This is a genomic window from Lysinibacillus sp. NPDC058147, assembly GCF_042884205.1.
In the GTDB taxonomy this organism is placed as follows: Bacteria; Bacillota; Bacilli; order Bacillales_A; family Planococcaceae; genus Lysinibacillus.
The window spans coordinates 963,985-990,956 of sequence record NZ_JBHVUJ010000001.1; the positions used below are offsets into that span (position 1 = coordinate 963,985).

At 34.2% G+C, this 26,972-nt stretch carries 27 protein-coding genes and 3 pseudogenes; 21 read left to right on the plus strand and 9 right to left on the minus strand.

The window, feature by feature from the left end; all coding sequences use genetic code 11:
- Nucleotides 1-2: 2 nt before the first annotated feature.
- The 3 genes from ACFVT8_RS04580 (at nucleotide 3) to ACFVT8_RS04590 (ending at nucleotide 2,596) form a co-directional block, all read left to right on the plus strand.
- Nucleotides 3-707, plus strand: coding sequence for a YjjG family noncanonical pyrimidine nucleotidase (locus ACFVT8_RS04580; RefSeq protein ID WP_387081744.1), 705 nt, complete (start codon nucleotides 3-5; stop codon nucleotides 705-707).
- 146 nt (nucleotides 708-853) lie between these two features.
- Nucleotides 854-1,768: an S-layer homology domain-containing protein gene (locus ACFVT8_RS04585; RefSeq protein ID WP_387081743.1), complete on the plus strand. Its 915-nt coding sequence runs from the start codon at nucleotides 854-856 to the stop codon at nucleotides 1,766-1,768.
- Nucleotides 1,769-1,963: 195 nt separating this feature from the next.
- Nucleotides 1,964-2,596 (plus strand): 50S ribosomal protein L25/general stress protein Ctc, encoded by a 633-nt coding sequence (locus ACFVT8_RS04590; protein ID WP_387081742.1) that lies wholly within the window; start codon nucleotides 1,964-1,966, stop codon nucleotides 2,594-2,596.
- A gap of 47 nt (nucleotides 2,597-2,643) precedes the next feature.
- Here ACFVT8_RS04590 and ACFVT8_RS04595 read toward each other — a convergent pair whose 3' ends face one another.
- From ACFVT8_RS04595 to ACFVT8_RS04605, 3 genes are all read right to left on the minus strand, one after another.
- Nucleotides 2,644-3,249, minus strand: coding sequence for a DUF2812 domain-containing protein (locus tag ACFVT8_RS04595; protein WP_387081741.1), 606 nt, complete (start codon nucleotides 3,247-3,249; stop codon nucleotides 2,644-2,646).
- Nucleotides 3,236-3,523 (minus strand): PadR family transcriptional regulator, encoded by a 288-nt coding sequence (locus ACFVT8_RS04600; protein WP_387082536.1) that lies wholly within the window; start codon nucleotides 3,521-3,523, stop codon nucleotides 3,236-3,238. Before ACFVT8_RS04600 ends, ACFVT8_RS04595 begins: the two co-directional genes overlap by 14 nt.
- Nucleotides 3,524-3,667: 144 nt before the next feature.
- Nucleotides 3,668-4,297, minus strand: coding sequence for a YczE/YyaS/YitT family protein (locus ACFVT8_RS04605; protein ID WP_483869497.1), 630 nt, complete (start codon nucleotides 4,295-4,297; stop codon nucleotides 3,668-3,670).
- Nucleotides 4,298-4,454: 157 nt separating this feature from the next.
- Here ACFVT8_RS04605 and ACFVT8_RS04610 point away from each other — a divergent pair, with 157 nt between their 5' ends.
- Together ACFVT8_RS04610 and ade are read left to right on the plus strand one after the other, a co-directional pair.
- Complete coding sequence (locus tag ACFVT8_RS04610) at nucleotides 4,455-4,877, plus strand: pyridoxamine 5'-phosphate oxidase family protein (RefSeq protein ID WP_387081740.1); 423 nt, start codon at nucleotides 4,455-4,457, stop codon at nucleotides 4,875-4,877.
- A 127-nt stretch (nucleotides 4,878-5,004) separates the two neighbouring features.
- Nucleotides 5,005-6,756 carry an adenine deaminase gene (gene ade / locus ACFVT8_RS04615; RefSeq protein ID WP_387081739.1) on the plus strand — a complete coding sequence of 584 codons (1,752 nt, stop codon included), beginning with the start codon at nucleotides 5,005-5,007 and terminating at the stop codon, nucleotides 6,754-6,756.
- Between the two features lie 224 nt (nucleotides 6,757-6,980).
- Here the strand turns inward: ade and ACFVT8_RS04620 are convergent, their stop codons facing one another.
- Complete coding sequence (locus ACFVT8_RS04620; RefSeq protein ID WP_387081738.1) at nucleotides 6,981-7,538, minus strand: flavodoxin family protein; 558 nt, start codon at nucleotides 7,536-7,538, stop codon at nucleotides 6,981-6,983.
- Between the two features lie 113 nt (nucleotides 7,539-7,651).
- On the opposite strand from ACFVT8_RS04620, the gene ACFVT8_RS04625 reads away from it, so the two are divergent.
- On the plus strand, nucleotides 7,652-8,542 hold the full coding sequence (locus ACFVT8_RS04625; protein ID WP_387081737.1) for a LysR family transcriptional regulator: 891 nt from the start codon (nucleotides 7,652-7,654) through the stop codon (nucleotides 8,540-8,542).
- 295 nt (nucleotides 8,543-8,837) lie between these two features.
- On the opposite strand, the gene ACFVT8_RS04630 is transcribed toward ACFVT8_RS04625, so the two are convergent.
- Nucleotides 8,838-9,863, minus strand: coding sequence for an S-layer homology domain-containing protein (locus tag ACFVT8_RS04630; protein WP_387081736.1), 1,026 nt, complete (start codon nucleotides 9,861-9,863; stop codon nucleotides 8,838-8,840).
- Between the two features lie 134 nt (nucleotides 9,864-9,997).
- Between ACFVT8_RS04630 and ACFVT8_RS04635 the strand changes: the two genes are divergently transcribed.
- The 4 genes from ACFVT8_RS04635 to ACFVT8_RS04650 all read left to right on the plus strand — a co-directional run bounded on the left by ACFVT8_RS04635 (nucleotide 9,998) and on the right by ACFVT8_RS04650 (nucleotide 14,611).
- The gene (locus ACFVT8_RS04635; protein ID WP_387081735.1) at nucleotides 9,998-10,945 is read left to right on the plus strand and encodes a bile acid:sodium symporter family protein; all 948 of its coding nucleotides are present in this window, start codon (nucleotides 9,998-10,000) and stop codon (nucleotides 10,943-10,945) included.
- A 362-nt stretch (nucleotides 10,946-11,307) separates the two neighbouring features.
- Nucleotides 11,308-11,463, plus strand: a complete 156-nt coding sequence (locus ACFVT8_RS04640; protein WP_387081734.1) for a hypothetical protein — start codon at nucleotides 11,308-11,310, stop codon at nucleotides 11,461-11,463.
- A 350-nt stretch (nucleotides 11,464-11,813) separates the two neighbouring features.
- The gene (locus ACFVT8_RS04645; RefSeq protein ID WP_387081732.1) at nucleotides 11,814-13,001 is read left to right on the plus strand and encodes an MFS transporter; all 1,188 of its coding nucleotides are present in this window, start codon (nucleotides 11,814-11,816) and stop codon (nucleotides 12,999-13,001) included.
- Nucleotides 13,002-13,342: 341 nt separating this feature from the next.
- Nucleotides 13,343-14,611, plus strand: coding sequence for an MFS transporter (locus ACFVT8_RS04650; protein ID WP_387081730.1), 1,269 nt, complete (start codon nucleotides 13,343-13,345; stop codon nucleotides 14,609-14,611).
- A gap of 354 nt (nucleotides 14,612-14,965) precedes the next feature.
- Here ACFVT8_RS04650 and ACFVT8_RS04655 read toward each other — a convergent pair whose 3' ends face one another.
- On the minus strand, nucleotides 14,966-15,889 hold the full coding sequence (locus ACFVT8_RS04655; protein WP_387081728.1) for a peptidylprolyl isomerase: 924 nt from the start codon (nucleotides 15,887-15,889) through the stop codon (nucleotides 14,966-14,968).
- Between the two features lie 499 nt (nucleotides 15,890-16,388).
- On the opposite strand from ACFVT8_RS04655, the gene ACFVT8_RS04660 reads away from it, so the two are divergent.
- Nucleotides 16,389-16,994, plus strand: coding sequence for an undecaprenyl-diphosphatase (locus ACFVT8_RS04660; protein ID WP_387081726.1), 606 nt, complete (start codon nucleotides 16,389-16,391; stop codon nucleotides 16,992-16,994).
- 170 nt (nucleotides 16,995-17,164) lie between these two features.
- On the opposite strand, the gene ACFVT8_RS04665 is transcribed toward ACFVT8_RS04660, so the two are convergent.
- Nucleotides 17,165-17,278 carry a YjcZ family sporulation protein gene (locus ACFVT8_RS04665; RefSeq protein WP_387081724.1) on the minus strand — a complete coding sequence of 38 codons (114 nt, stop codon included), beginning with the start codon at nucleotides 17,276-17,278 and terminating at the stop codon, nucleotides 17,165-17,167.
- 728 nt (nucleotides 17,279-18,006) lie between these two features.
- A complete protein-coding gene (locus tag ACFVT8_RS04670; protein ID WP_387081723.1) occupies nucleotides 18,007-18,483 on the minus strand; it encodes a GNAT family N-acetyltransferase in 477 nt (158 codons plus the stop codon).
- Between the two features lie 137 nt (nucleotides 18,484-18,620).
- Here ACFVT8_RS04670 and ACFVT8_RS04675 point away from each other — a divergent pair, with 137 nt between their 5' ends.
- The 10 genes and pseudogenes from ACFVT8_RS04675 (at nucleotide 18,621) to ACFVT8_RS04720 (ending at nucleotide 26,010) form a co-directional block, all read left to right on the plus strand.
- Nucleotides 18,621-19,055: a MarR family winged helix-turn-helix transcriptional regulator gene (locus tag ACFVT8_RS04675; RefSeq protein ID WP_387081722.1), complete on the plus strand. Its 435-nt coding sequence runs from the start codon at nucleotides 18,621-18,623 to the stop codon at nucleotides 19,053-19,055.
- A 388-nt stretch (nucleotides 19,056-19,443) separates the two neighbouring features.
- On the plus strand, nucleotides 19,444-19,662 hold the full coding sequence (locus ACFVT8_RS04680; protein WP_387224225.1) for a hypothetical protein: 219 nt from the start codon (nucleotides 19,444-19,446) through the stop codon (nucleotides 19,660-19,662).
- 127 nt (nucleotides 19,663-19,789) lie between these two features.
- A complete protein-coding gene (locus tag ACFVT8_RS04685; protein WP_387081721.1) occupies nucleotides 19,790-20,839 on the plus strand; it encodes a Cfr family 23S rRNA (adenine(2503)-C(8))-methyltransferase in 1,050 nt (349 codons plus the stop codon).
- A gap of 84 nt (nucleotides 20,840-20,923) precedes the next feature.
- A complete protein-coding gene (gene rplC, locus ACFVT8_RS04690; RefSeq protein ID WP_387081719.1) occupies nucleotides 20,924-21,565 on the plus strand; it encodes a 50S ribosomal protein L3 in 642 nt (213 codons plus the stop codon).
- Nucleotides 21,565-22,173 (plus strand): hypothetical protein, encoded by a 609-nt coding sequence (locus ACFVT8_RS04695; protein WP_387081717.1) that lies wholly within the window; start codon nucleotides 21,565-21,567, stop codon nucleotides 22,171-22,173. The genes rplC and ACFVT8_RS04695 overlap by 1 nt, the downstream gene beginning before the upstream one ends.
- Before the next feature lie 441 nt (nucleotides 22,174-22,614).
- Nucleotides 22,615-22,728: pseudogene (locus tag ACFVT8_RS04700) on the plus strand (MFS transporter); the annotation flags it as partial.
- A 201-nt stretch (nucleotides 22,729-22,929) separates the two neighbouring features.
- The gene (locus tag ACFVT8_RS04705; RefSeq protein WP_387081715.1) at nucleotides 22,930-23,100 is read left to right on the plus strand and encodes a hypothetical protein; all 171 of its coding nucleotides are present in this window, start codon (nucleotides 22,930-22,932) and stop codon (nucleotides 23,098-23,100) included.
- 373 nt (nucleotides 23,101-23,473) lie between these two features.
- Nucleotides 23,474-23,718 (plus strand): annotated as a pseudogene (locus ACFVT8_RS04710) (hypothetical protein); the annotation flags it as partial.
- A gap of 103 nt (nucleotides 23,719-23,821) precedes the next feature.
- Nucleotides 23,822-25,267, plus strand: coding sequence for an ABC transporter permease (locus ACFVT8_RS04715; protein ID WP_387081714.1), 1,446 nt, complete (start codon nucleotides 23,822-23,824; stop codon nucleotides 25,265-25,267).
- Between the two features lie 11 nt (nucleotides 25,268-25,278).
- Nucleotides 25,279-26,010 (plus strand): ABC transporter ATP-binding protein, encoded by a 732-nt coding sequence (locus tag ACFVT8_RS04720; RefSeq protein WP_387081712.1) that lies wholly within the window; start codon nucleotides 25,279-25,281, stop codon nucleotides 26,008-26,010.
- 391 nt (nucleotides 26,011-26,401) lie between these two features.
- Here the strand turns inward: ACFVT8_RS04720 and ACFVT8_RS04725 are convergent.
- Nucleotides 26,402-26,749: pseudogene (locus tag ACFVT8_RS04725) on the minus strand (hypothetical protein); the annotation flags it as partial.
- Nucleotides 26,750-26,972: the final 223 nt, after the last annotated feature.

A 26,972-nucleotide genomic window follows, 5' to 3' on the forward strand; every position in this document is an offset into this window, starting at 1 on the left:
ACATGACTAAGTATGAAACATTATTGTTTGACGTAGATGACACATTATTAGATTTTGACTTAGCTGAAAATGCAGCACTTGACCGTTTATTTAAACAGGTAAATATTGCAGTAACTGGAACGATGATTACACGTTATAAGGAGATTAATGAATCCATGTGGCGTGCTTTTGAACGTGGTGAGGTGTCTAAAGATGCATTACATAACACTCGATTTTCGATTGCTTTTAAGGAATTCGGCATAGATGTAGATGGAAAGTACTTTGAAGCAGTTTTCCAAAAATATTTGAAAGAGGCGCATCACTATGTTGACGGTGCTTACGAAGTAATCGAACAGCTTGCAGATAACTATGATTTATATGTCGTTTCAAATGGTAAAACAATTACCCAAAATAAACGACTAGAGGATGCAAATTTAGCACAATTTTTCAAAGGAATTTTTGTCTCGGAGCAAACAGGCTATCAAAAACCAATGCCAGCTTTTTTCGATTATGTTTTTGAGCGTATCGATAATATCAATAAGGATAAAACCTTGATTATTGGCGATTCCTTAACATCTGATGTTAAAGGTGGACTACAAGCCGGAATTGATACATGCTGGTTTAATATACGTAATATTGAAAATACAAGCGATATTCAACCACATTTTGAAATTAAAAAGCTTCATGATTTACATTTATTGTTAGATAACAAAGTAACAATTTTATAAGTACATGTTTGAACTATGCTTCAACTGTTCGTAAGTCTGAACAATTGAAGTGTAGTTTTTTGGATAGAATAATTCTTTAAAAACACTATATTTTGGATAGTGAAATCCAGTATGATAGTGTTAGATGAAAAGAAGGGAGAAATAAGATGAAAGGGAAAATCTCAAAGAGTGTATTGGTAGGATTATTAAGCATATCATTGATCGTCCCAATGCAGGCGCATGCCTATCAAGAACCAACTAGCTATGTACATATGAAAACACCAAATATGACGGTGTACTCTGCATATGGTGCCACAATTAATGTATCAGAAAAAGGAGATATTTTTAGTATTAAAGCTAATATTGTCAATAACCGTCAGCCCTTAGAAGTGGAAATTTTTAAAAATGGTCAGAACGGGGTCTTAAAGCAAGTTGTTAAAAAGGGCGTATTGGAGCCAGTTGCTTATCAAGACTTAAAGGATCGAGTAATTGCCACTATTCACAGTAATGCAGAATTAAAATTTGATAATTCACCGCCTAATTATTTTCGTGATATAGGAAGATCATCGTATAGTTCGTATATTACCACTTTATCGAAGAGGGGCATCGTTCAAGGTAAAACAGCTGATAATTTTGGTGTTAATGATTCGTTAACACGTGCTCAAGTTAGTGCATTATTAACTCGTGCATTCAGCTTTCAGCAAGTACAAACAAAACAATTTAAAGACGTTGATGCCAAAAAATCTTGGTATGGTGGTTATGTTGGTGCCTTGCATTCATTAGGAATCATAAACGGAAAAACGCCAACTATATTTGATCCAAATGGAAAAATCACACGCCAGCAGGCAATTTTAATGCTTGGTCGAACATTAGATGCTGTAGATTTTGTCCAAGAAGAATATGCGATTTTACCTTATCAGGATAGCTACTATCTTCAGGGGGAAACATTGCGTCATACCGAGACTTTGTATGCAATCGATGCTCTAAACTACAATACAAATCTATTGCCAAATCAATTTATTACCCGTGGAGAGTTTGCTAAAATGTTAGCAGTAACTTTGAGTGCAGCTGGGAGATTATAATGTTAACATTTACGCCGAGCATAACAACGTCTCGGCTTTTTTTGTGGGGTAAATAAACATCCAGTGATGGTTAGAAGAAATAGAGCAACGGAGCGAACGTCAGAGCAGACTATACAATGTGCACTCATGTATAAAAATCTATAGAACGGGCAAAACCTTTTATGAGACTTAGTTTCCATGAAAGGGGAAAATGCGATGAATACTGTTTTAACTGTAAAAAAACGCAATAAAGGGCGTCAATCATCATTAACTCAACTTAGACAGAACGGTGCTATTCCGGGTGTTGTTTATGGCTATCAAATGGAATCGACAGCGGTATCACTAGATGCTAGACAATTTGCGAAGATATTAGCTCAATTCGGCAATAAAAATGTCTTTCAATTAGATGTAGACGGTAAACGGATCAATGCAGTATTAACAGAAGTACAACGCTGTGCGTTAAAGGGCAATGTAAAGCATGTAGATTTTAAGTCCATTAATATGGCAGAAGAACTAGAGGTTGATATTCCAGTAACGGTTAGCGGTCATGCCATTGGGGTTGCGGATGGTGGATTCCTATTACAGCCTAATCGTGAAGTTCGCATAAAAGTAAATCCAACAGAAATCCCTGAAACAATAGAGGTTGATGTAACGGATGTAGCCATCGGGACATCACTTTATGTAGGAGATATTCGCGAAAAGTTTTCTTTTGAAATTTTACAAGAAGACGATTATACATTAGTAACGATCACACCACCTGCCGCTGAAAATGTGCAGGAAGACACAGTAGATGGAACTCCTGAAGTAATCGAGGCTACTGGGAAAAACCCATCTGATGCAGAAAAATAGAAACAAAAGAGGAGCCATCTTACACTCGGTAAGTGGCTCCTTGCAGTTTATTCTATAAGCTTCTGTATGGATTGGCGATAACGGAAATACATCACTACGTACATACTGCAAGTTGCTAAAAATAGCCAAGGCGGGATAAAACGCATGATGGCAAAGGGGGTTTCAAATAAAAAAGAAAAAAGGAAAGAAAAACCTTCTGCATCCCATAAACCAGGAGTAAAATAAGCATCTTTTATATTGAAAAAGTAAAAGTTATCATTGGAGTAACAAAACAATAACCATATAAAAGAGATTATTATCCCATTGCTAGCGTGTTTAATTAATCGTTTATATTTAGCAATTTGGGAATCATTATCAGAAAATAGTTCATCGTTGCCATCTTTTCTTTTTAACCAATAATAGGTACCGTCATACGATTTTTCTTTTAATGCTTGCCATCCAAAATCCTCATATAATTGTTTATAATTAGTTCTCTCTTCTTTCTTAAGATCCTGCTGATAATCAATACGGATAACTTGTTCAAGATCAGCCGTATTTTTAAATGTATAAAAACCACCAGAAATCACATTTGTACAAATCCATCCGTTGGACAACATATAATTTAACCATTGCTCTTCCTTTTCAATATCAACAAAGATTTTAAACTTTATCATGTCCATCAGCTCCCTCATATAAAGATAAAATTCGCTGCAATCTTTGTTGCTCGTCCGCTAGTATTTCTAGTCCCTCAGCTGTTGTTTGATAAACCTTGCGCCTCGGATCCTGTGTCTCTACAGGCGAAATCCAATTATATTTCAACAAATTTTCGATTGCCCCATACATAGTGCCAGCAGCGATCCTTACACTTCCAGCGCTCATTTCCTCGATTTTTTGCATCATTGCATAGCCATGTAACGGCTCACGTAAGGCGAGTAGAATATAATGCATGGTCTCGGATAAAGGTAGTAATTTATGTTTTTTCACAAGTTCACCTCATATACAGTTCAACTATATAGTGTAATTATATATAGTTCAACTGTATATTTCAACTGAATAAAAAAGACAATGCATTATTTGCATTGTCTTGTAAGCTTATATCACAGCGCTTTTCACGCCAGTCCATTTCGTAAATAATTTCTCGTTGTATGTGAGTGCGAATTGTATAATTGGCCCAAGACCAAATGCCATTAGAGCTGTACCAACTCCAATTGGCCCGCCAAGTAAAAAACCGAGTATAGCAACTGATACTTCCAGAGTTGTTCGTGCACGTGTGACACTCCAGCCCAGCTTATTAACCAATAGAAGCATCAATGTATCTCGAGGACCAATGCCTAAATTTGCCACCATATACATACCGCAACCCCAGCCAAGTAATATTAAGCCAGATATATAAGAAAAAAGCTGCATCCAAAAACCATCTATATCTGGTATCCAATAGTTAAATATATCAATAAAAATACCTGCTAAAAACATATCTATAAATGTGCCTGGCAGTGGAAACCTCTTCGTGATAACCATATCAAATGCTAAAATGGCTAGTCCGACGAGAATTGACCAAGTACCAATGGTTAATCCTAATGTTTTAGTTAGCCCAATATGTAACACATCCCACGAACCAACACCAAAAACCTGACCTTTAATCGTTAACGTTATACCTAAGGATAAAACTAAAATGCCTGTTATAAAGAACAGACACCGTGTGAAAAAAGCTTGCTTCATCATTATAACCCTCATTCTAAAAATTCGTGTTGTCCAACAAGTTATTATAGCAATAGATTATAAAATAAGCCGAAGATTGTCATTTCAAACTTTTCAAAAAATACGGTTAAGTTTGCTAAATAAGGACAAAATATAAAGAAATCAGAAAGGATGAGATGACATGACCTCTGTACGAGATGAAATATTAGAAGTTTTAAATCGGGAAAAAATAGGAACGATGGCAACAGTTGCGAATGGTAAACCGTTCTCACGCTATATGACATTCCAACATGAAGATTTTGTATTGTACACAGTAACGAATAAACATTCTGAAAAAATGGAGGAGCTTCGTAAAAATCCATATACACATATATTGTATGGATACGAAAATAGAGGCTTTGGTGATACGTATGTTGAAATTGAAGGAAAGCTAACAGAAATTCTAGAGGACGGACTAAAAAATAAGTTAGCTGAATTTTTTACAAGCATTTTCGTTGGTAATCATGATGAAATGATTACACTAAAAATCGAACCAATTCGTATGCGTTTGATGAATAAAAAAGGGGAGCCACCTAAAGAACTCGAATTTACAAACGACCATTAAAATGTGGTCGTTTTTTGATGATTTATTGAAAATGGAGAAAATATTCTTTGTTAAATGATAAATCTTTACTTGAAATTAGGTAAGTGTTCATGCATGATAATTCAAAAAGAAAGCAGGGGTGCAGAGAATGACAAACAAACTACAACAGCTTGCACAAAATATTTTAACATCGCAAGGAAAAATTGAGGCGGATTTTATTTTACGGAATGCGCAAATTGCCGATGTTTTTACATTGACGTGGAAAAAAGCAGATATAGTTGTTAACAATGGGCAAATTGTGGCACTCGATACAATGAATAGATTTAAAGCTAAAAAAGAAGAGGATGCCGCAGGGAAATATGTTGTACCTGGTCTAATTGATGGACATATACATATTGAGTCGTCGATGTTAACACCTGCAGAATTTAGCCGTATATTGATTCCGCACGGCATCACTACAGTCATTACAGACCCTCATGAAATTGCAAATGTTGCGGGTGCGGAGGGCATTCAGTTTATGCTAGACGATGCCCAAAAAGCAGATATGGATATCTTCGTTATGCTACCTTCTAGTGTACCTGGTACTCATTTTGAAAATGCAGGAGCGACGCTGACAGTGGCAGATTTAGAGCCTTTTTTAAAACACGAAGATGTACGAGGCTTAGCGGAGGTCATGGATTTTCCTGCTGTTTTAAATGGAGAAGCAGGTATGCTTGAAAAAATTCTCCTTTCACAACAGGCTAATCTAGTGGTTGATGGGCATTGTGCGGGCTTAAATAGCCATCAAATTACGGGCTATCGTGCTGCTGGTATCCATACAGATCATGAATGTGTAACGGCACAGGAGGCTACTGATCGAGTAGAGCAAGGGATGTATGTACTAATTCGTGAAGGCTCAGCAGCAAAAAATTTACGTGATTTATTGCCTGCTGTCAATGCAACAAATGCTCGCCGTTTTGGCTTTTGTACCGATGACAAATACGTTGACGAGCTAATGGATGTGGGTAGTATTAACTTCGATGTGGCAATGGCCATTGAGGAAGGAATGAAGCCGTTGCAAGCCATTCAACTTGCAACTATTAATACAGCTGAATGTTATCGTTTATATGACCGAGGCGTTTTAGCACCAGGCTATAAAGCGGATTTTGTGTTAATCGAAAGCATCGACAGTATGCGTGCAAAGGCAGTTTGGAAAAATGGGATAAAGGTTGCTGAAAACGGTGAAATGTTAACGAATCGCATTGAGCCTAATGTACCTGCACATATCCATCGCTCTGTACATTTACCGCATATAACGAAGGATAAGCTCAGCATTCCATTCCGTAAAGGTACGAAGGCAAATGTAATAGAAATTATACCGAATCAGCTTATTACGAACCAATTAGTAATTGATGTACCTGTGAAAGATGGTGTATTTATACCGTCTGTTGAACAGGATTTACTAAAGCTAGCAGTTATTGAGCGCCATCACAATTTGCATACGATAGGTCTTGGAATTGTGAAGGGCTTTGGTTTACGAAAAGGGGCAGTGGCCACTACTGTAGCCCATGATTCTCATAATGCATTAGTAGTGGGCACGAATGATGAAGATATGCTACTTGCACTGTCACGTATTCAAGAAATTCAAGGTGGTTTTGTCATAGTAGCTGATGGTGAGATTTTAGCGGAAATGCCATTAACAATTGGAGGCCTAATGACTGATGCACCTGCTGATGAGGCAAAGAAGCAATTAGCTAATCTGCATAACGCTCTACGCGAGCTTAACCCAACACTAGATTTCCATTTTTTATTGACTTTTTCATTTGTTGCTTTACCTGTTATTCCTGCCTTAAAGTTAACAGATACAGGGCTATTTGATGTTACAACATTCCAACATATCCCTGTAGAAGCGGAAATTTAACATTAGATTATATTAATGATATTAAGATGCCCTATTATATAATAGTATGCCCCTTCGGCAAAACGAGGGGTTGATTTCCGTTCCGACTGGGCAGCGAAAGCGAGTAATCTGGAACAGAAATCACCTTCAATTTAATGCGCTGAAACATTCACCATGATTTCCTCGCCATTTTGTTTTCAACATAATAAAACGACCTAAAAGCATAGTCGCTTTTAGGTCGTTTTTTAAATAGGATAAATACGCGCTTTTAATTTCTTATTTAATATGGATGCCTGCGCTAATGCCTGTTCATCGTGAAAAATCTCACCAGGTTTGTTTGCTTTTCCAATAATGTACGAGGAGAACGGCATCTTTAGGAAGTCAAAGATATATTGGAATTGCTGAATCATTGGTAGGCCTTTTATATATGGGTCGTCACCACCAACAGCAAGAACTATGGCCTCAGTAGTTTGTAGTTTTTCCTTAAGCTGTGGAAATCGCTCATCTCGAATAGCTTGACTGAGTCGATCTACCATGTTCTTCATGATTCCCGACATGCTATACCAATAAATCGGTGTTGCAAAAATAACGATATCACTTGTTAAAAATGCATGGATAATTTGATCATAATCATCATCTACAGACTGAAAGCCATTGTCATCATGACGTAAATCGTTGATAGGTTCGATCGTTAAATTTTTTAGATCTATTTTTTTATAATTAATGCCCTCTAATACATAATCAACTAGTTGTTCACTATTACTACCGGCTCTAGAGCTTCCGATAAATGTGGTAATGTTCATATGAATCCTCCTCTGTCATTCCATTTATAACTAGTGTAAACTTATTTTTATTATCGATAAAGACGAATGTTTCGATGAAATGTATCGAAAAAAACGATTTAGAGGTGAAGTAGATGGATATGAAACAGCTGAAAACGTTTTTAACAGCTTCAGAAACGTTAAGTTTTACGCAGACTGCACAGCTACTGGAATATGCACAGTCGAGTATAACAGCGCAAATTAAATCGCTTGAAGATGAGCTTGGCGTTGTTCTTTTTGAAAGGCTGGGAAAACGTATAACCCTTACGGATGAGGGAAAACGATTACAACAGTATGCTCAAAAAATGCTAGATTTAAATATGGATATGAAGAAAGCTGTATTAAATGAACAAGCACAAGCGGTGTTAAAAATAGGTGCACAGGAAAGTCAATGTGTGTACCGTCTTCCGAGTATTTTACAACAATTTCAGAAAGCCCATCCACAAGTAAAAATCATTTTTAAGCCTGTTCACACAACCGAAATCGCCAAAGATTTATTGCAGTCAGGCAATCTGGATATCGCGTTTATAACAGATGCCTATAAGGAAACACCTATGTTACATCGTGAGCGACTTATTCAAGAGCAGCTAGTATTTGTCAGTGCACCTACTGATAGCAACGTGGAAAGAGATGTATTTTCTTTACAGCAACTATCAAATGAAACGATGCTTTTGACGGAGAGTGGTTGCTCCTACCGTAATCAATTGGAAGTACAGCTACAGCAGGAAGGTACCCAACCAATACAAATGATTGAATTTGCAAGTATTGAAGCCATTAAGCAATGTGTGATGGCAGGCTTAGGTATTTCATTCTTACCCAAAATGGTGGTGAAGAAGGAATTAGAAAACCATAGTTTAAAAGAACTGACTACATCGATGAATTTAGCAGATATTTTTACGGATATCGCTTGGCATAAGGATAAACACATATCTCCGTATCTCGCTGATTTTATAGAGATTGCCATGAAGATGTATAAAAAGTTTTAAGAGCGTATTTGTTCTATAATAAAAACTGAACGATATTAATCTTTTATTAAAATGGATTCATTTTGTTTGCCGTTTTTTTACAAAACGCATTGTTGTATAGACGGTATACTTTCATATATAGAATGGAGAAAAATTGATAGGGGAAGACATTAGTTCAAAATAAGTAAAAAAGTGCGAATGATTATTTTTAATCCATTTCGCACTTTTTAGTTCTTTTCACTATGGAAGAGTATTATGGTGACATATAAAAGTACCTCAAAGGTGTTCCTTTATTTTCAGTTGGTCTATGGAAAACTTATTGTTTTTTTAAAGTCCCAGAAAAATTAGTTCCTTCATCATGCTCTGTGCGACAATCTACTTCAGTAATTTTTAGCGCATTATTAAGGCGCTCAAATTCTAATACACAACGATTACCGTTTGAGGATTTGTTCATCACTGCCTTAGTGCTAGAAGTAATCGTTGCTGTCCCATCGACACTCCCAGCAGCTGTCCCATCATTGGCAGTAATAAAAATATTAAAGCTTTTGCTTGTTGCGTTTGAAATATAGGCATCACGGCGATTAAAATCAGTTGAGCCTGTCCCCCATTTATAGTAATACGAATAGTTACCATCCCAAGCACTTTTAGAAGGTGTTGTCAGCTGCATTGTTTTATCTAGCTGATTCTGACCATTTTTCGCTCGTGTATTTAAAGATGCATTACTCGTATTTTCTTGAATTGCCTGTGCGTCCTCTGAAATTTCATAAAAATTTCTTTCATCCATACGGTGTAGCATTGTAACGACTTGAGCTCGTGTCATATTGTTAGTTACGCCAAAAAACTTCTGTAAATTGCGGTTTTCATACTGAAAGTTTTGACCAGTGGAAATGTAATAATCGATTAAAAACTTTATGGATTGATCTAATCCACTTTTACCATTAGATAAATGTGTAATTGCCTGTGCCACTACACCGCGCTTCACATTAGCTGCGCGAATAGTGTTATCGAAATATCCGTTTAATGGAACACCGTAGCTTGCAAGACGATTGTAATATTCGTCAGACCAGTTTGCAGCAGGGGTCTGTTTTTTTAACTCATCATACGGTGATTCAAGCTCATAAAAATTAGCAAGTAGTTTTGCGAATTGTTGCTCTGTGATTGTTGCATTGGGCTTAAATGTACCATCTGCATAGCCATTAACGATATCATATTCCTCTGCCCACATGATAGCTTCATAAGCATAGTGATCTTCTGGCACATCTTTAAAGCCAGCAGCTTGTGCAGTGTATCCACTTACCACAACAAGTATGGGAAGCAAAAAAGCGCACACTAATTTTTTCATTAGTCTCAGTCATCCTTTCTTTCTAGTCATGTTAACAGTTTGAAGGAAATGGATAAAAACTGCAAATTTTTCTAGTTTATTTTACTATAAGACTAAAGAAAATTATTCTTTTATGAAAGAAGGAATAAAAAGAGATGTTGAATAGTTTAAATAAATACCTCCAAAAATGGATGCCTATTTTAACACCGCTTAGCTTAGTCGTTGGTGTGTTGTTTGAGAACGTAGGGCATCAGCTATTATTCTTAGTGCCGTGGCTGTTTGCTTTTATGACATTTGCAGGTAGCTTAAGTATGAATTTTGAAGGAATAAAAAATCTTAAAAAATACCCCAAAGTTATATTAATTGTTATCGCATTTTTACACCTACTCATGCCAATTTGGGCTTATTTGGTATCAAACATCATCTTTCACGATCATCTACTGACAATTGGTTTTGTTTTAGCAGTCGCTATACCAACCGGGGTAACGAGCTTTATTTGGGTCAGTATTTGTAGGGGGCATCTAGCATTATGTCTTGCAATTATTTTAATCGATACACTCATTTCGCCCATTGTCATTCCTGCATTACTTCATATTGTTGTAGGGCAAACAATTGAAATTGATACTGTTGGTCTCATTCTAGATTTACTTTGGATGATTGTTGTACCTTCTCTTATAGGTATAGCGTTAAATGAGTTTACTAAAGGAAAAATTGAGCTGACATTAGGAAAGAAATTAGCCCCTTTTTCAAAACTTAGCTTATTTAGTATTGTAATGATAAATAGTAGTGCAATTGCCCCGTATATTAAAAATATTAACTTGGAGCTTGTTAGTGTTATTTTGGTCGTATTTCTACTAGCTGTATCAGGATATGCTTTTTGTTTAGTCTTAGGGCATATACTTTGGAAGGATAAAAGCATTGTTACGATGTTCGTTTTTACAGGAGGGATGCATAATATTGCTGTAGGGGTTGTAATAGCGACTACATACTTTCCTGCAAAAACAGTCATGCCTGTAGTGTTTGGCATGCTATTTCAGCAAGTTCTAGCATCGTTCTTTAGCCGAGTAATCGAAAAGTATCAGCTGAAATATGCGGAAGTTTAAAAGTATGTAAAATGAGAAATTTTTCGTAATACTTACAGATCCGCTACCGTCGATATTTAAATATTCTAAAATAATGAGATCAATGTGCTTTTATAAAAAGAAGGAGAGGCACAAAAATGTTGATCCAATATCACAAATTGACAATAGCTCAATATGAGGTTCCATTATGCTGTCTTCAGAATATGATGAAGATAAACAATATCATGTTAAAGGGTGGAGTGGGGGAGATACTGTCTATTAAAAGTTCTGTAAAAATCGGGAGTAAATACCAGAGATTTTTATATAAGAAATTTTAGTGTTTTGTGCTTGTTGGAAGTATTTTAGAGTACTAATTATGTCACTTAAGAAAGAAGAGTGCATGAATGAAAGAGTTAGATGATTTGAAGTTGACGATTCTTCCGTTAATTATTTTGCTGGTTCTTATACTTTTGTGGAAGCTCACTGAGTCTGTTGGGGCGGGAATGATGGTCATTATTTTCTGGATAGGCTGGCGCCATCTAATAAGAAAATCAAAATAAATTGATTGAGGAGTCTTTCTAATTTAGCATATTGTCAGTTTTAAGCCTCCTCACAAAATGCTAAATGATGGGTCTGTCGATTAAAATTACTAAACAGCTTATACAAACAAAGTAGCATTTGTATATAATCAGACATCGTTTGATAATGGAATCAAACGGTGTTTTTTATCGCTTTCTTTATGATGACTATATTTTTTGAAGTGATACGAATAGGCGATATTACATAATTATAAAATGGTGAATATTTACAAGGCATTTTAAAAGTGAAATTATTGTAAAACGACTATGTACTAATATTTGTAATTTTGTTACTATTTATTAATTAATATAGAACAACAAGGAGATACAGCATGTGGCATAATCGGAATGTATGGATTATTTTATTGGGTGAATTTGTTGTAGGTCTTGGCTTGTGGGCTGGGATTATAGGGAATCTAGCTTTTATGCAAGAGGTCGTTCCCTCTGACTTTCACAAATCATTAATTATTTCTAGCGGTATATTGGCGGGTTTAGTCGTAGGTCCGTTGGCAGGGCGTATTATTGACAGGTCAATGAAGAAAACAGTTGTACAGTGGGCTAGTGTAGGGCGAATTATAAGTGTTTTATTTATGTTTATGGCACTTTATACAAATTCGGTTATTTGGATGATTCTTTTTTTAATTACGTTGCAAATAGCAGCCGCCTTTTATATGCCTGCCCTACAATCTATTATTCCAATGATCGTTAAGGATAAGGATTTAATAACATTAAATGCTTGGCAAATGAATGCTCGAACGATTTCAAGAATTATTGGTACTGCTGCAGCGGGATTCATGCTAAGCTTCTTTGAGCTGAAATGGTTGTACATCATTTCATTTATTGTCTATATGATGATGTATGTTATTACGAACTTCCTACAATTAGATGAAACGGCAAATCAATCGTCAGCAGCCAAAGAAAAGGGAGACTTTAAAGAAGTATTACCGATGGTGAGGGAGCACCCTGTTGTATTAATGACACTTGTCTTAATGTTAATTCCAACATTATTTTTAGGTTCCTTTAATTTAGTTATTATGAAAATTTCTGAGATGCATCATTCAACGACAATATCAGGATTATTATATACAGTTGAGGGCATAGGTTTTATGCTAGGGGCAGCTGGTTTGAAATTGATTACAGAACGGCTTAACACTAGAACACTACTTTTTATATTAGCATTTATCATCGGTTCGATGGAGCTAATGCTAATATTCTCGGAAATTAAAATTTTGGCATTAGTTGCTTTTGGAGTTTTTGGTTTTTCAGTAGGCTGTTTTTTCCCAACGACAATGGTGATTTTTCAAAAGCAAGTGCCAAAAGATTTTCATGGGCGATTTTTCTCATTTCGTAATATGATTGATTCTGTCATCTTTCAGGTCGTCTTATTGTCAACGGGCATGATGCTGGATTTAGTTGGTTTAAGTGGATTGGGGCTTGTTTTTGGAATTATTAGCTTAAGTTTGACCATTACTTTTTTACTATATTCAAAGAAAAAGAATGTTGTTATGCATGCTCATTAAATATAACCAGAAAAAGAACTGTCAAATCTGAAAACGGTCTTTGACAGTTCTTATTTCTTAGTTAAGTCTACTTTTTTATTGATTTTCCGAACGGGAAAGCCCAATTCTACAGTTGTGGGATATAGGGAGTGCCACTAAAACTAGAAAGGTTTGTGGTGCTTCAAGTATCCGAAGACGCCACTTTTTTTGTATGTATGTTGCAGTTTATAAAAAAACTGATACATTGTAATATAAACGAACAATCACAACCATATCATTAATTACTATCATTTGTCCCCGGTACAGAAGGAATGTTGTTCTCCGTACAAATGTAGAGGAAAGTAGAAAGAAGGTGTTGCAACATGCTTGGAAAAGCACAAGAAACCATGGATACATATATTGATTCACCCGAAAAGCTAAAGAACTTATATAAGCGAGTTCTAATCGTTGTTTGTCTCTCACAAGTTTTTGGTGGGGCAGGGCTAGCAGCAGGTATTACGGTAGGGGCACTTTTAGCTCAGCAAATGCTAGGAACGGATGCTTATGCAGGAGTACCGTCCGCTTTATTTACTTTAGGGTCGGCAGGTGCGGCTTTAATTGTAGGAAAACTATCACAACGTTATGGGCGTCGTACAGGTTTATCGACAGGCTTTTTTGTAGGTGGGCTTGGTGCAATCGGTGTTGTGATTGCTGCTATTATGAATAGTGTCATTTTATTATTCGCATCTCTATTAATCTATGGTGCAGGGACAGCTTCAAACTTACAGGCACGCTATGCAGGGACAGATTTAGCCAATAATAAACAACGAGCAAAGGCTATCAGCACAACAATGGTGATGACAACATTCGGAGCTGTCGCAGGGCCGAATTTAGTAGAAATTATGGGTAAATTTGCTGTATCCATTGGAGTTCCGTCGCTTGCGGGTCCATTTATTTTATCAGCCACAGCATTTATCTTAGCAGGTCTTGTCCTTTTTATTATGTTACGTCCCGATCCATTAGAAATTGCAAAAATGATAGAAGCGGACAGACGAGAGAATGCATTCCGAAATAAGACGGAATCCTTTAGTGAAAAAGCTATCAATAAAAGAGGTCTGACAGTCGGAGCAACAGTTATGGTACTTACTCAAATCGTAATGGTTGCTATAATGACGATGACACCAGTACATATGAAACATCATGGTCATGGATTATCGGAAGTAGGAATTGTTATAGGATTCCATGTAGGTTCCATGTATCTTCCTTCGCTCGTAACAGGGGTACTTGTTGATAAAATCGGAAGAACAGTTATGAGTATTGCTTCAGGAGTGACTTTGTTATGTGCAGGTTTATTGGCGGCATTTGCACCGAGCGATTCTATGGTTCTATTGATCGTTGCTCTTTCTTTACTTGGATTGGGTTGGAACTTTGGTTTAATTAGTGGTACTGCTCAAATAGTTGACTCGACAGAGCCTTCCACTCGTGCGAAGACGCAAGGGAAAATTGATGTTTTAGTTGCATTAGCAGGGGCTTCTGGTGGTGCTCTTTCGGGGATGGTAGTGGCTAATGCGAGTTATGCGACATTATCTTTAGCGGGGGGGCTTTTATCCTTAATTCTTATACCAGTTGTTATTTGGTCTAGGAAAGCTTGAGATAAATTATATGATAATAAATTTTTTAATATTTACTAAAATATTTTCAAAGTAACAAATGCAATCTTTTTTAACAGACAGTGAAATTAAGGATTAAAATTGAATATAAATAAAACTTTATTAAAAACAATTTAATTTTAGGTTCCTTTGTTGGCATTCGGTATTCCGAAATGTAAATCAAAAGAACCTTTTCTTCTTAATAAAAACAAATAACTATGTGATCTAATTTGTTCATATGTTCATTTCTTGATAATTGTTAAATCTAATTAGTCGTTATAAAATTGTAAGCATTGATTTTCTTAAAGCATTTAAAAAGCGTAAAAGCCTAAGGCCTTACGCTTTTTGTATGAATAATTATTTACTTTCTTCTGTTAATGTATCTGCATCTTTAGTCGTTGTATCTTTTTTAGCAGCAGGTAAAAATTTATCTAACGCTGTTTTTAAATCTTCATCTTTAATCTTGATATCAGCATCTTTCATCATTTTCGCTATTTTTGTTAATAGCGTTGAAGTATCCGCTTTTGCAAGCTTTAATTGCTTTTCGAGCTCGGCTTTTTTATCTTCGTATGATTCTTTAATCTCACGCTTGTCCGTCACTTCGATGATATGATAGCCAAAGCTAGATTGAATTGGATCGCTGATAACATTTTTTTTCAATGCGAATGCACCTTCTAAAAACTTTCGATCCATATTAGTTGCTTTGTTAAACCAACCTAAATCCCCACCAGTTGTTTGTGCTGCTTGTTCAATAGAATACTCTTTTGCAACTTCTGCAAAAGCTTTTCCAGATTCAAGTTCCGCTTTCACCTTTTTAGCAGTCTTTTCATCTTCTACTACTATATGACGAGCTTGGATTTCATTTTTGATATTTTCGTATCCAGCTTTAATTTCATCTTCTGTTACTTCTACATCTTCAACTAACGCCTTTTCTTCCAATAATTTAAATTTTAGAGATTCTTTATACGAAGATTCTGTTTGTCCTTGTTGTGCAATGAAGGTTTCGAAGTTATCGCCATATTGCTTTTTGTCAGCTTCTAATTGAGCGTTTACTTCATCTTCTGTCACTTTATATTTCGCTGATAGTACTTTTTTTATCATTAGAAATTGAAATGCTTGATCTCCTATAGATGCTTTCATTTCTTCATATAAATCATTATGAGTGATATCTCCAACTTTAGAAGAAGCGATTACTTCGTCATTAGTTGCTGAATCATTACTACAAGCACCTAATGCTAGAACTGATGCTGCAAGTGTGAATGTTAATACTGTTTTTTTCATGGAATTCTCTCCTAACTTCTTGTTGTTGCAGTTGTAAAACAAAGTCTATTTCTATAATTATTTTTACAGAGAAAGATTATCTCCATATAAACTGTACCTTACGAAAACCTTAATATTTCATTATGAATTTGGCCAGAAAGCTAAGTCATATAACATCAAACAATATCACCTAAAACAAGTCTCTTACTGTGCTCCAATTGTTAGATGGTGTATCCAACAGTTGAGGTTCACTTCATGATAGGTGGTTTTATTTTTGTATATTGTTACATTGTACGGAGACCAAAATAGGTAGATGAAAAGATTAGGACTCAAAATCACTCCGTTGAGTAGGAATGAAAAGATTCTAGAATAAAAGGTGCTTGTCCTAAAGTTTATTAGCTAAATTTCGAGTCAAAGTGACAATAATGTTAGATTAAACTCTTTAATGTCATCTTAAGCGATGGTTCATTGATATCTCTATTCTTATCATAGACATATAAAGGTCAAAGGAGAGAGCATATTGAATATATCGGAAATAAATAATAACTTATTCAGAATGATTAATGATCTGGGGAAAGAATTCCCATTCACCAATTTACCAATGATAATTATTGCTGAATATACAGTTGTTTTCTTAGCTATTTTTGTTTTACTATTCTGGTTTACTAAAAATAAAGAAAATAAAATGATGCTTATATGCGCAGGCATTACATTCATTTTAGCTGAGAGTATTGGGAAATTTGCTGGATTATTGCATTTTAATCAACAACCATTTGCTGTACTTTCAAATACAAATCAGTTAATAGAAAAATCAATAAATAATTCTTTCCCTAGCGATCATACCATACTATTTTTTTCATTCTGTATGTCATTTTGGTTATTTAAAAAAGGAAAATGGATTGTCTGGATTTTACTAGCGATATTAGTCGGTGTTTCACGTATTTGGGTTGGTGTTCATTATCCATTAGATGTTCTTGTAGGTGCTTTTATTGGTATTACATCAGCAATAATAATTTACTTTACAGTTCCAAAATTAACAATAATAACAACCGTAATTACTAAATACGAATCCATTGAAAAAGTAATCACTAGAAAATATCATGAAGCTAAAAAATCTAAAGTTTAGATAAAATAAAGTCACTAGCGTGGCTTTTTATTATGCTTTTAAAGGTTGAAAGATAGAAAATAATAAAAAGGTCACCGGAGGATAGTGACCTTTAGTGAAGAATAGAAGGGAAAGGATAAGTTTGTATTATCCTACCTAGAAGGTATGAGCATTAGAGGCGGTGTTGGTTATTAATATCTCATGAAGCTAGCGCCGACAATAATTAAAAGAATGAATAGAACAACAATTAGCGCAAATGCTGATCCAGTACCATATCCACTACCATTACCATAGTATTCAGACATAGTAATTTCCCTCCTTTCTATATTTTATAATATGTAAAGTTTTCAATAGGGATTGCGATATTTATCTACTTACTAAATATAAATTAAATAATTATTTTCAAAATATTTTAATGAAAAAAGGGTCACTCTTGTAAAGTGACCATTAAATAAGGTGATATAAAAAGATATGGCATTAGGAAGAGAATGTTTTTTTTATAATTAGAGGTTTAAAAAAATAAAAGATGATAGGTTAAAAATTATATAAAGGGCATATCCAATCGGGTATGGCTTTATATCATGTAATAAGGGACAGCAATATATTAATAAAAGCAATGGGCGAGGTAAGAGTTTGCTATCCAGAATCCATTATATGTGAATAATCAAATGGAAATTTCAAAGTATTTATTGTGAATGGTTGAGAATGCAAACCATTTAATCACATCACCGAGTGTTAGCAGACATATAGGTAACTAAATAGGCGAGAGAATATCTAAAAATCTTCTATTTAAAATATGGTTACTAACCAACAACACTTGGAATAGTTTTCGGGTAACCAATGGCTATAAGGTGATGCTTCGAAGTAAAATGAACCCCATTCCCTACAGACATTTTGTTGATATAGAATACAAATCTCCAAAAATATTAAATTAAAAATGCCTACTAATTGTGAATAACAGACATTTTTTTCTATAGAGGATTTCTAATATGCGATAAAAATTCTTCAATAGCCGTTTTTAATGGACTTCTGGTTAATTCAAATCTTTTAAATACCAGGCATTCATAGTAGAGTGTTCAGAACCTGATAGCGGCTCATGTAAAAGTGTAAATCCAAATTTTTCATATAATATACATGCGGTTTTTAATTGATGCATTGTTTCTAAATAGCACTGTGCATAATGTTTAGATGCAAATGACAAAGCTGTTTCCATTAGCATCTTTCCAAATCCTAAACCTTGTGTTTTTGTACTTAAGTATAGCTTTTGCAATTCACAAACTTTATCATGTTCGTTAAGCGGTGCTATACCAATTCCACCAACTACCTCTCCTTCCATTTCTACTACCCAATAGTTTGCATGTTTTAAATTATTATAATATTGGTGAAGGTCGTTAAGTTGAGGATCAAAATAAGCTGTCCCAGGAATCGCTAATCCAAGTGATTTTAGTGAATCTTGTATTATTTCCTTTACTATTGCATTGTCTTCTTTTCTAATTTTTCGAATAATCATATTATATAATCTCCTTTAAATTGGTAATAATAAAGATAAGATTGCGAAAGTGTCCCTAAAAAGTGGACAAAGTCCACATATTGAGGATATAGTTATATTAATGTTAAAAGTGGACAAAGTCAACTAAAGGAGAATATATGGATAAAGAGATTATTTATGATATCAGACAATTCAATAGATTTTACACAAAGGTACTTGGTTTATTTAATAACCAAATTCTTGATACAGATTATTCACTGACTGAAGCACGAATACTATTTGAAATAAGCGAGAGAACTGAGTGTATTGCGAATATTCTCGTACAAGAACTTAATATTGATAGAAGCTATATGAGCAGAATTTTACGTAAGTTAGAGAAGGAAGAATTAATAGAGAAAAAAAGCTCAACAATTGACAGTAGAAAAAACCTTCTATTATTGACAAAAAAAGGAGAAGAATTGCTAGAGAAAATTAATATTCAGTCAGATCAACAAATAATTCAATTGTTTAGTGGACTAACGGATAGTGAAATTAATGAAATCCGTAATTCAATGATGGTAATAAAAGGAAAATTTCATAAAAATAGATTTTAAAAGTGTTTAAATATTCAACGGATTTTGGAAGAGATGTTTAACTATTCGTATTCGTTTTTTTAAATGAAACAAGAACTGATCAAATAGTCGATTCAACTGAGCCTTCCATTTGCACAGAAACATAAGGGAGAATAGATGTTTTAGTTGCACTAGTAGGAGGCTTAGGCGGTGCTCTCTCAGGTTGTCTTGTGGTCAAGAAAAGCTTGAGATAAGTTAAATGAACTAAAGCTTTGAATGGTTACTAAACATTTGGAATAATAGTTTCAAAATAATAAATGAGTTACAAGAGCTTAAGATATAGCCAACATTTTTGGTGGCTGGCAAGTTAATTACTTTAAACTCAACATATGTTTATGTTTTAAACTTTACATAGGGGAATCTTTATGATATGGTACTTATTACTAATATTGACAGGGAAGAGGTGAAAGCAATGATAACAGTTTTTAGAATTTTGTATGGTAAAAATGCAAAAATTGGAAATCGCTTGGTGGACAAAGGGAGTAGTCTGTCCTTTTTTAAGCCAAATAACCATACAAAATCAGTTGTCGGAGCTTTTTCTCTATGGCAAATAAACAATGACATAATGTCCTTGTTTATTTGCGTATGATTTTATTTAAGCTAACACCGATAATTGTGTCGGTGTTTTTTTTGTGCCTATTTTTATAAAAAGGTTAGATGAAAACTCCCTTCTATTTACTCAAACAAACGAGAGTTTTATGGAAGGATGGAGAAACATGCAACAAAAAAACAAATATATAAGAATTCAAGAGTTCTTGAAGCAGAATAAATTTCCTAATTTTAGAATGAATCAAATCACAAATGCTATATTCCAAGGGAGAATAAATAATTTCGATGAAATAACGGTTCTACCTAACTCCCTTAGAAAAATGTTAATTAAGGAGTTTGGAGAGTCGATTTTAAATATTGCTGCTTTAAAAGCACAACATTCCGAACAAGTTACAAAAGTCTTGTTTGAAATTTCAGGAGACGAAAAAATAGAAACGGTAAATATGAAATATAAAGCTGGTTGGGAGTCATTTTGTATATCCTCGCAGTGCGGTTGTAATTTTGGTTGTAAATTTTGTGCAACAGGGGATATTGGTTTAAAACGTAACTTAACATCTGATGAAATTACTGACCAAATTTTGTACTTTCACTTAAAAGGACATTCAATTGATAGTATTTCTTTTATGGGAATGGGAGAAGCGTTAGCTAATGTACAAGTTTTTGATGCTTTAAATGTACTTACAAATCCGGAGTTGTTTGCTTTAAGTCCTCGCAGATTATCTATTTCGACTATAGGTATTATTCCGGGCATTAAAAAAATGACTCAAAACTATCCGCAAGTCAATCTGACGTTTTCATTACATTCTCCTTTTAATGAACAGCGAAGCAAGTTAATGCCAATTAATGAACGATACCCATTATTGGATGTTATGGACACATTGGATGAGCATATACGTGTGACCTCAAGAAAAGTTTATATAGCTTATATAATGTTGCCTGGAGTCAATGATTCCATTGACCATGCGAATGAAGTAATAAATCTTTTAAGAGGTAGATATAAAAGAGGGAACTTGTTCCATGTAAACATCATTAGATATAACCCAACTGTTAGTTCACCTATGAGATTTGAAGAAGTAAATGAGAATCAAGTTGTTAACTTCTATAAAAAATTAAAGTCAGCAGGAATTAACGTTACGATTAGAAGTCAATTTGGCATTGATATAGATGCTGCATGCGGGCAATTGTATGGAAGCTATCAAAAACAAACTAATAAATAAAGGTGAGAGTAATGTTTAGAACGTGGGAAGTACCCTAAGATCTTATTACTAACAATAAATATTAAAATTAATAGGAGGATATTTATGATAAAAGGAATCTTAGGAAGAAAAATAGGCATGTCTCAAGTGTTTAGTGATAGTGGAGATCCCATAGTTGTGACAGTTGTTGAAGTGGAAGAGAATGTTGTGTTACAGAATAAAACTTTGGAAAGGGACGGATACGAAGCAATTCAAATTGGATTTTCTGATAAAAAAAATCCTAATAAAGCGGAAATCGGAAGAAGTCAAAAGGCAAATACCAAACCTAAAAGATATGTTAAAGAAATTCGTGGAGCATCATTAGATGTTGGAACACGTATTAGTGCAGATATATTCCAAGAAGGTGACATAGTAGATGTTACTGGTATATCTAAAGGAAAAGGATTTCAAGGTGTCATTAAAAGACATGGATTAAGTGGAGGTCCTGCATCTCACGGTTCTAGATTCCATCGAGCTCCAGGTTCCATCGGTGTAATCGCCAAAAACGATAGCATGAAAGTGGTAAAAGGAAAAAAAATGCCCGGCCGTATGGGTGGAAAACAGACCACAATTCAAAATCTTACTATCATAAAGGTTGATCGTGAACGCAACTTGTTGTTAATTAAAGGAAATGTTCCAGGAGCTAAAAAGTCATTTGTAATAATAGAAACTGCAATTAAAAAATTGAATGAAAAAGGTGATGATTAATGTTAAACAAAAAGAATAATTCTAGCCAAAGTATTACTGATTTTTTGATGTTAACTGACAATAATACAATTCAACTACCATCCATCGTGGCAAGAGTTAACGATTATGATATAAGTTTAAACTATTTAAATATTGAGCTGATTAACGACATGAAATTGGGTATCATACCTTCTGAAATGTCTTCATCAGATCTTCACGAGAGTTATTATTGTGCTCTTGAATCAGTCATTGAACATGAGCTTATTGTACAAAAAATGAATGAGGATAGAAGCATTTCTGAATGGGAACCTGATAAAGAACAAATTACTGATTGTATGCAAGAATTATTTGACGAGTTTGGAATTGATGTATCAGAAGAATACTCTAAACAGGAGATTGAAGAATTAGTATTGCAAGAATTACGTTTGCAACGATTTATTGATAATCAGTTGGGTGACTGTAGTGTGTCTAATGAAGAGATTGAACATGAATACCAATATTCACCTGAAAAAGGGGAAATGCAAAAGGAATATATTCGTATTATCCTTGAATATGAAAAGCGAGAAGAGAAATATAAAGCCTTTGTTCTCGAATTGAAAAAAATAGCGTCAATTGCAACTTATTTATAATTTCTTTTCTATAATAGAGTATATTTCCAAACCTCACCTACATTCTAATGAAGTAGGGACGAAATGGATATACCAAAGCTTTTATAAGAATGTTTTGTATAAATTTTAATTTAAAACTAATAAATACTAACTTGATAGGAATAAGGATTGATAAACTACTTTACTATCATTAGACGATTTCAAATCAAGCATACACAATAATAGAAAGATTGAAAGGCTTAGGAGAAATTCCTAAGCCTTTTTGGAGGTTTTTAATGATAGAAATGTTATGTATATAGCATTGGTTTTATGTATTCAAAAAGATTTCATTTTTGGCGTTCGATATACCGAATACTGGCAGACATGTAGGTAACTCAACAGTAAAGAGACTACCTAAAAGTGCCACCGTAGAAGATATTATTTCTATTTAAAAAATAGTTACTAACCAACAACAATTGGGTTGTCGCAGGTCCAAATTTAGTAGAAATTATGGGTAAATTTGCTATATCCATTGATGTTCCGTCGCTTACAGGTCCATTTATCTTATTAGCAACAGCTTTTATCTTAGTAGCTCTATCTGCTATATGCTATATGCACTGGATTAGGGAGGGGAATGGGAGCAGCAGCAGCTTCAAAAAGTTGCCTAGTTTTTTACAAGTTTTTCACAAAAGGTGCATTATATTTCTCGACAGCTTTTTATTAGATAACCAGAAAAAAATGAATTATTTGCAGAGATTTTACCTGATGTGAAGATTAAATAAAGATATAGCAAAAGAATTGGCAACTGGGAAATCGGCTGTAGAAAATGCATCATCTAAGAATGTATCTACACAAGGAGTGATTGAGATCATTGCGAATGCACAAAAAGAGGTGCAGTTTAAAGGAGAAGAAACGAAAGAAACGATAGAAGAATATTCTAAATGTATCAAATTAAAGTATTACAAGTAATTGAGTACAAATAAGCGGTAATAATTATTCTTACCACTTTAAAAATATTTCAAATTTGAATCATTATTTATAGAATTAGTAAGAATACAGATCATACAAATGGTTTTGTTAACCATTCGTATGATCTGTTCTTTTTTATAAAGTTACATGAACTCATGAAATTTTATCTGGCAAGAATTCAAAAGTGCCATTAAAGATGGATATTACACTTTTCTTTAGGAAATATTAGAAAAAAGTACTTTTCGTCTCCCTATTGATGTAAAGCCTAGCTCTAGTATTACATCTGAAGCAGAAAAGTGTGCTTAAGAGCAAAATTATCACTGTCTCTTCCATTATTTTCTTTCGGTCGTTTCAATCGGCTGAAAGAGAATGACTGCAAGTAATGAAAACTATGGAACTATGTGGAGGAGAAACAGAAGTAACCGGTGATTACGGATTAGCATTACAAGCCTTTATAATAAATCCATTAATAGGGAATATCTCAAATCAATCACTAGCAGAAAAAGTGGATGAAAACAATATAATGTTATGATTGCATCGAATGAACAAAAAATAGAAAATATCGTTCAATTCCATAAATATTTATTTAAGAAGAAAAAAATTGGGTATTACAATTGACTCCATACAATCTACTGAAAAACTCCTTACGAACTCCTTAATAACTTCATATAAACTCCAGATAGCATATTTAGAATAATAACTATCAAGGAGGTTAGGAAAAATGAATTTTACAAAACGTGCAATTCTTAGTATGAAAAAAAGAATAGGAACATCATTAATTTTGATGGCTGTATTTCTAATTGTTACAAATTTGGTGCTTGGAGGATTCGCAATCCAAAATGCATCACAAAAAGCTGCTGATTCAGCAAGAAAAAAACTGGGCGCAGATGTTACTTTAGGTCTTGATTTTGATAAATTAGGAAAGCAAGCAAGGGAAACTGGCGAAATGCCTATTTTGCCAGATCTCAACATAAAAGAAACAGAGCAGTTAGCGAAGTCCCAGTATGTAAAAGACTATAATTATATAACCAGTACTTTCGGAATTTCGGATGGGCTTAAATTAGTAGGAGCTCCAGAAGGAGAAGAAGACGAAGGAGCAGGAGCAGGCAGAGTGGGAATGGCGGGTGTACGAGGAGGATCAGGTTCAGCTACAGCAATAGATATGAATTCTTCTTTTATGATAGAAGGAGTTCGGAAGACTTTATTACAAGAAAGCTTTAAAAATGGAAAGAGTAAAATCATTGATGGGAAGCCAATTACAGAAAAGATGGAAGATCAGAATGTAGCTTTAATGGAAAAAAGATTAGTGGAACAAAACAAATTAAAAGTAGGAGATAAGGTTAAAATTCAATCAGGGGATAAGAAGAAAACTCTTGAAGTTGAAATTATCGGTATTTACGAAACGGAAGACCAAGGACTGGGTCAAAATCCCCCTCCTATAATGGATCCAGCTAATAAGCTATATATGCCTTACTCTTCTTTAAAAAAATTAGAAGCAGATGAAGGTAATATGAGTAGCATTCAAGTCGTGTACTTCTTGAACGATCCGCTAGACATTGATGCATTTAAAAAAGAAGCAAAACAATCTGATATTGATTTTAATTATTATAAATTAGATGCACATGATTCATTGTACAAACAAATGATTGGTCCTATCGAAAATATCTCTTCTACTTCTCAAATGATTATCTATATTGTATCTATTGCAGGTGCTATTATCTTAGGATTAATCATTATGTTATCGATTAAAGCACGTCGTAAGGAAATGGGGGTTTTACTGTCTATTGGAGAGAAAAAATGGAAATTGATGGCGCAGTTCGTAGTAGAAGTAGTATGTATTGCTATTTTAGCATTTGGAGTATCTCTAACAACAGGAGCTAAAGTTTCTCAATATATAGGGAATAATTTACTTTCAAATGAAATTGCTTCAGCAAGCGAAGAAGAAGACAATTCACAAAATGGTAGTGTAGTTATGGTGTCTGGATCTGGTAGTACTCTACAAAATGAAACAGAGGATCCAATTGATAAAATTGATGTAAGTATAACAGGTGAGGATTTAGGAAAAATGGGGGGAATTGGACTAGCTATTGCTATATTAGCAACTCTTCTTCCGGCATTATCTATTCTACGGTTAAATCCAAAACAAATCCTTTTAAAAGATGAATAAGGAGGCTCGATATGGAGACGATTTTACAATTTAAAAACTTAGATTATTATTATGAAAGTAATGGAAAAAAAGTAACGATACTAGATAATGTTAATTTTTCTTTTCAAAAAGGGCTTTTCTACACGATTTTAGGGCCATCTGGATCTGGTAAAACTACAACTCTTAGCTTAGGTTGTGGGTTGGATTTACCTAAGCAGGGTCATGTACTTTATAATGGCAAGGATATTCGAAAAATTGGTTTGGTTCGATACCGTAATCAGTATGTATCCGTGATTTTCCAAGCCTATAATTTGATTACCTATATGACTGCTCTTCAGAATGTACTAACGGCAATGGAAATTACAGGTGTGAAGGTACAAAATAAAAAAGCAAGAGCATTAGAATTATTAGAGAAGGTAGGACTCACAGAAGTAGAAGCGAAACGCAACGTCTTGCAATTAAGTGGTGGGCAACAACAACGTGTAGCAATTGCTCGAGCACTATCTTGCAATGTAGATTTACTTATTGCTGATGAACCAACAGGTAACCTTGATGGAGAAACAGCAAAAGAGATTATTGAGTTGTTTCAGGATCTCGCCTATCAAGAGAATAAATGTGTAATTGTTGTTACGCATTCACAAGAAGTTGCAAAAAAATCGGATCAAGCAATTTATTTAAGCAATAAAAAATTAGAAGTAAAAGATATGACTAATACTCCTAAAAAAAAATCGAAAAATATTAATTGCAACCCTATTATAAAATAACATTTAAGTGACCCTGAAAAGTTAGAAATGGTTATTTCATATGAAGTTTGCACAATATGAGCCAGGTATTACGGACTCTTTCAGTAGATTTGAAATAAAGAAGTACCGTTTAGAAAAAAGATGTGCTGTTTCATATTTATCAAGACCTAAATTGTAAAAGTCATAATATATAAAGGGTGATACATATTAGTCAAATATAATATGTATCACCCTTTTACTTTTTGCTCAGTAATCGCGCCCAATTGGGATAATTATGTTAATGTTGATGTTTTTTATCTTGTGAAAAATTTTACTTAAACTAACGGCGCAAGTTAGTTCAATAAGAAAATCATAAAATTGTAAGAGGAAAAGGAATGAACCATCATTTTATTACTGATTGGTTAATGTATTTCTACCATGGAGTTTCAGTTTTATGCTCGATGACTTGTATTACTATTGGTTCAATATTTTTTAACATTTGCTCGTATAGTCTACTATCACCATTATTTTCACCCTGAAGTTGTACATCAGTCTGTGTTTTTGTAATGACATTAATTACTTGTTGTTTAGTAACGTTTTTAGAAGCTGCAATCTCCACTACAGATTTTCCTGTTGCCAATTCTTGTTTTAATTCTTGTGCATTTATTTTTAATAAAGACAATAAAATTTCATCGTTCAAATAAAAGTCTGCAGTATAATCAGGTTTACCATTTAAAGAAAATAAACCTTCGACTTTAATATTTGAAGGTGTAGGTTTTCCTTCTAATACAGTTTGAATTTCTTCCGGGGTTGGTGCTTTAATAGAATTTACAGTTTCTACCGACTCGTTTATTTCTTTTTGAGTAGCATAGGCACTGCCAGCTCCTACTAATAATACTGTTGAAATTCCAAGTGCAGTGAATAATTTTGTCTTAGGATTTAACATTTTAAAACGTCTTTTCATTGTTTTATTTGGTGTTACAAGGACAAATATAAACGTAGCA

Excerpts from the sequence above, each read along its gene's own strand:
- ACFVT8_RS04720 (WP_387081712.1), top strand. The coding sequence starts at position 25,279 with ATGGAGACGATTTTACAATTTAAAAACTTAGATTATTATTATGAAAGT.
- ACFVT8_RS04610 (WP_387081740.1), top strand. The coding sequence starts at position 4,455 with ATGACCTCTGTACGAGATGAAATATTAGAAGTTTTAAATCGGGAAAAA.
- ACFVT8_RS04595 (WP_387081741.1), bottom strand. The coding sequence starts at position 3,249 with ATGATAAAGTTTAAAATCTTTGTTGATATTGAAAAGGAAGAGCAATGG.
- ACFVT8_RS04670 (WP_387081723.1), bottom strand. The coding sequence starts at position 18,483 with ATGATTATTCGAAAAATTAGAAAAGAAGACAATGCAATAGTAAAGGAA.
- ACFVT8_RS04640 (WP_387081734.1), top strand. The coding sequence starts at position 11,308 with ATGAAAGAGTTAGATGATTTGAAGTTGACGATTCTTCCGTTAATTATT.
- rplC (WP_387081719.1), top strand. The coding sequence starts at position 20,924 with ATGATAAAAGGAATCTTAGGAAGAAAAATAGGCATGTCTCAAGTGTTT.
- ACFVT8_RS04635 (WP_387081735.1), top strand. The coding sequence starts at position 9,998 with ATGTTGAATAGTTTAAATAAATACCTCCAAAAATGGATGCCTATTTTA.
- ACFVT8_RS04605 (WP_483869497.1), bottom strand. The coding sequence starts at position 4,297 with ATGATGAAGCAAGCTTTTTTCACACGGTGTCTGTTCTTTATAACAGGC.
- ACFVT8_RS04625 (WP_387081737.1), top strand. The coding sequence starts at position 7,652 with ATGGATATGAAACAGCTGAAAACGTTTTTAACAGCTTCAGAAACGTTA.
- ACFVT8_RS04630 (WP_387081736.1), bottom strand. The coding sequence starts at position 9,863 with ATGAAAAAATTAGTGTGCGCTTTTTTGCTTCCCATACTTGTTGTGGTA.
- ACFVT8_RS04645 (WP_387081732.1), top strand. The coding sequence starts at position 11,814 with ATGTGGCATAATCGGAATGTATGGATTATTTTATTGGGTGAATTTGTT.
- ACFVT8_RS04655 (WP_387081728.1), bottom strand. The coding sequence starts at position 15,889 with ATGAAAAAAACAGTATTAACATTCACACTTGCAGCATCAGTTCTAGCA.
- ACFVT8_RS04580 (WP_387081744.1), top strand. The coding sequence starts at position 3 with ATGACTAAGTATGAAACATTATTGTTTGACGTAGATGACACATTATTA.
- ACFVT8_RS04715 (WP_387081714.1), top strand. The coding sequence starts at position 23,822 with ATGAATTTTACAAAACGTGCAATTCTTAGTATGAAAAAAAGAATAGGA.
- ade (WP_387081739.1), top strand. The coding sequence starts at position 5,005 with ATGACAAACAAACTACAACAGCTTGCACAAAATATTTTAACATCGCAA.
- ACFVT8_RS04675 (WP_387081722.1), top strand. The coding sequence starts at position 18,621 with ATGGATAAAGAGATTATTTATGATATCAGACAATTCAATAGATTTTAC.
- ACFVT8_RS04590 (WP_387081742.1), top strand. The coding sequence starts at position 1,964 with ATGAATACTGTTTTAACTGTAAAAAAACGCAATAAAGGGCGTCAATCA.
- ACFVT8_RS04680 (WP_387224225.1), top strand. The coding sequence starts at position 19,444 with ATGGTACTTATTACTAATATTGACAGGGAAGAGGTGAAAGCAATGATA.
- ACFVT8_RS04665 (WP_387081724.1), bottom strand. The coding sequence starts at position 17,278 with ATGTCTGAATACTATGGTAATGGTAGTGGATATGGTACTGGATCAGCA.
- ACFVT8_RS04695 (WP_387081717.1), top strand. The coding sequence starts at position 21,565 with ATGTTAAACAAAAAGAATAATTCTAGCCAAAGTATTACTGATTTTTTG.
- ACFVT8_RS04620 (WP_387081738.1), bottom strand. The coding sequence starts at position 7,538 with ATGAACATTACCACATTTATCGGAAGCTCTAGAGCCGGTAGTAATAGT.
- ACFVT8_RS04585 (WP_387081743.1), top strand. The coding sequence starts at position 854 with ATGAAAGGGAAAATCTCAAAGAGTGTATTGGTAGGATTATTAAGCATA.
- ACFVT8_RS04600 (WP_387082536.1), bottom strand. The coding sequence starts at position 3,523 with ATGCATTATATTCTACTCGCCTTACGTGAGCCGTTACATGGCTATGCA.
- ACFVT8_RS04650 (WP_387081730.1), top strand. The coding sequence starts at position 13,343 with ATGCTTGGAAAAGCACAAGAAACCATGGATACATATATTGATTCACCC.
- ACFVT8_RS04685 (WP_387081721.1), top strand. The coding sequence starts at position 19,790 with ATGCAACAAAAAAACAAATATATAAGAATTCAAGAGTTCTTGAAGCAG.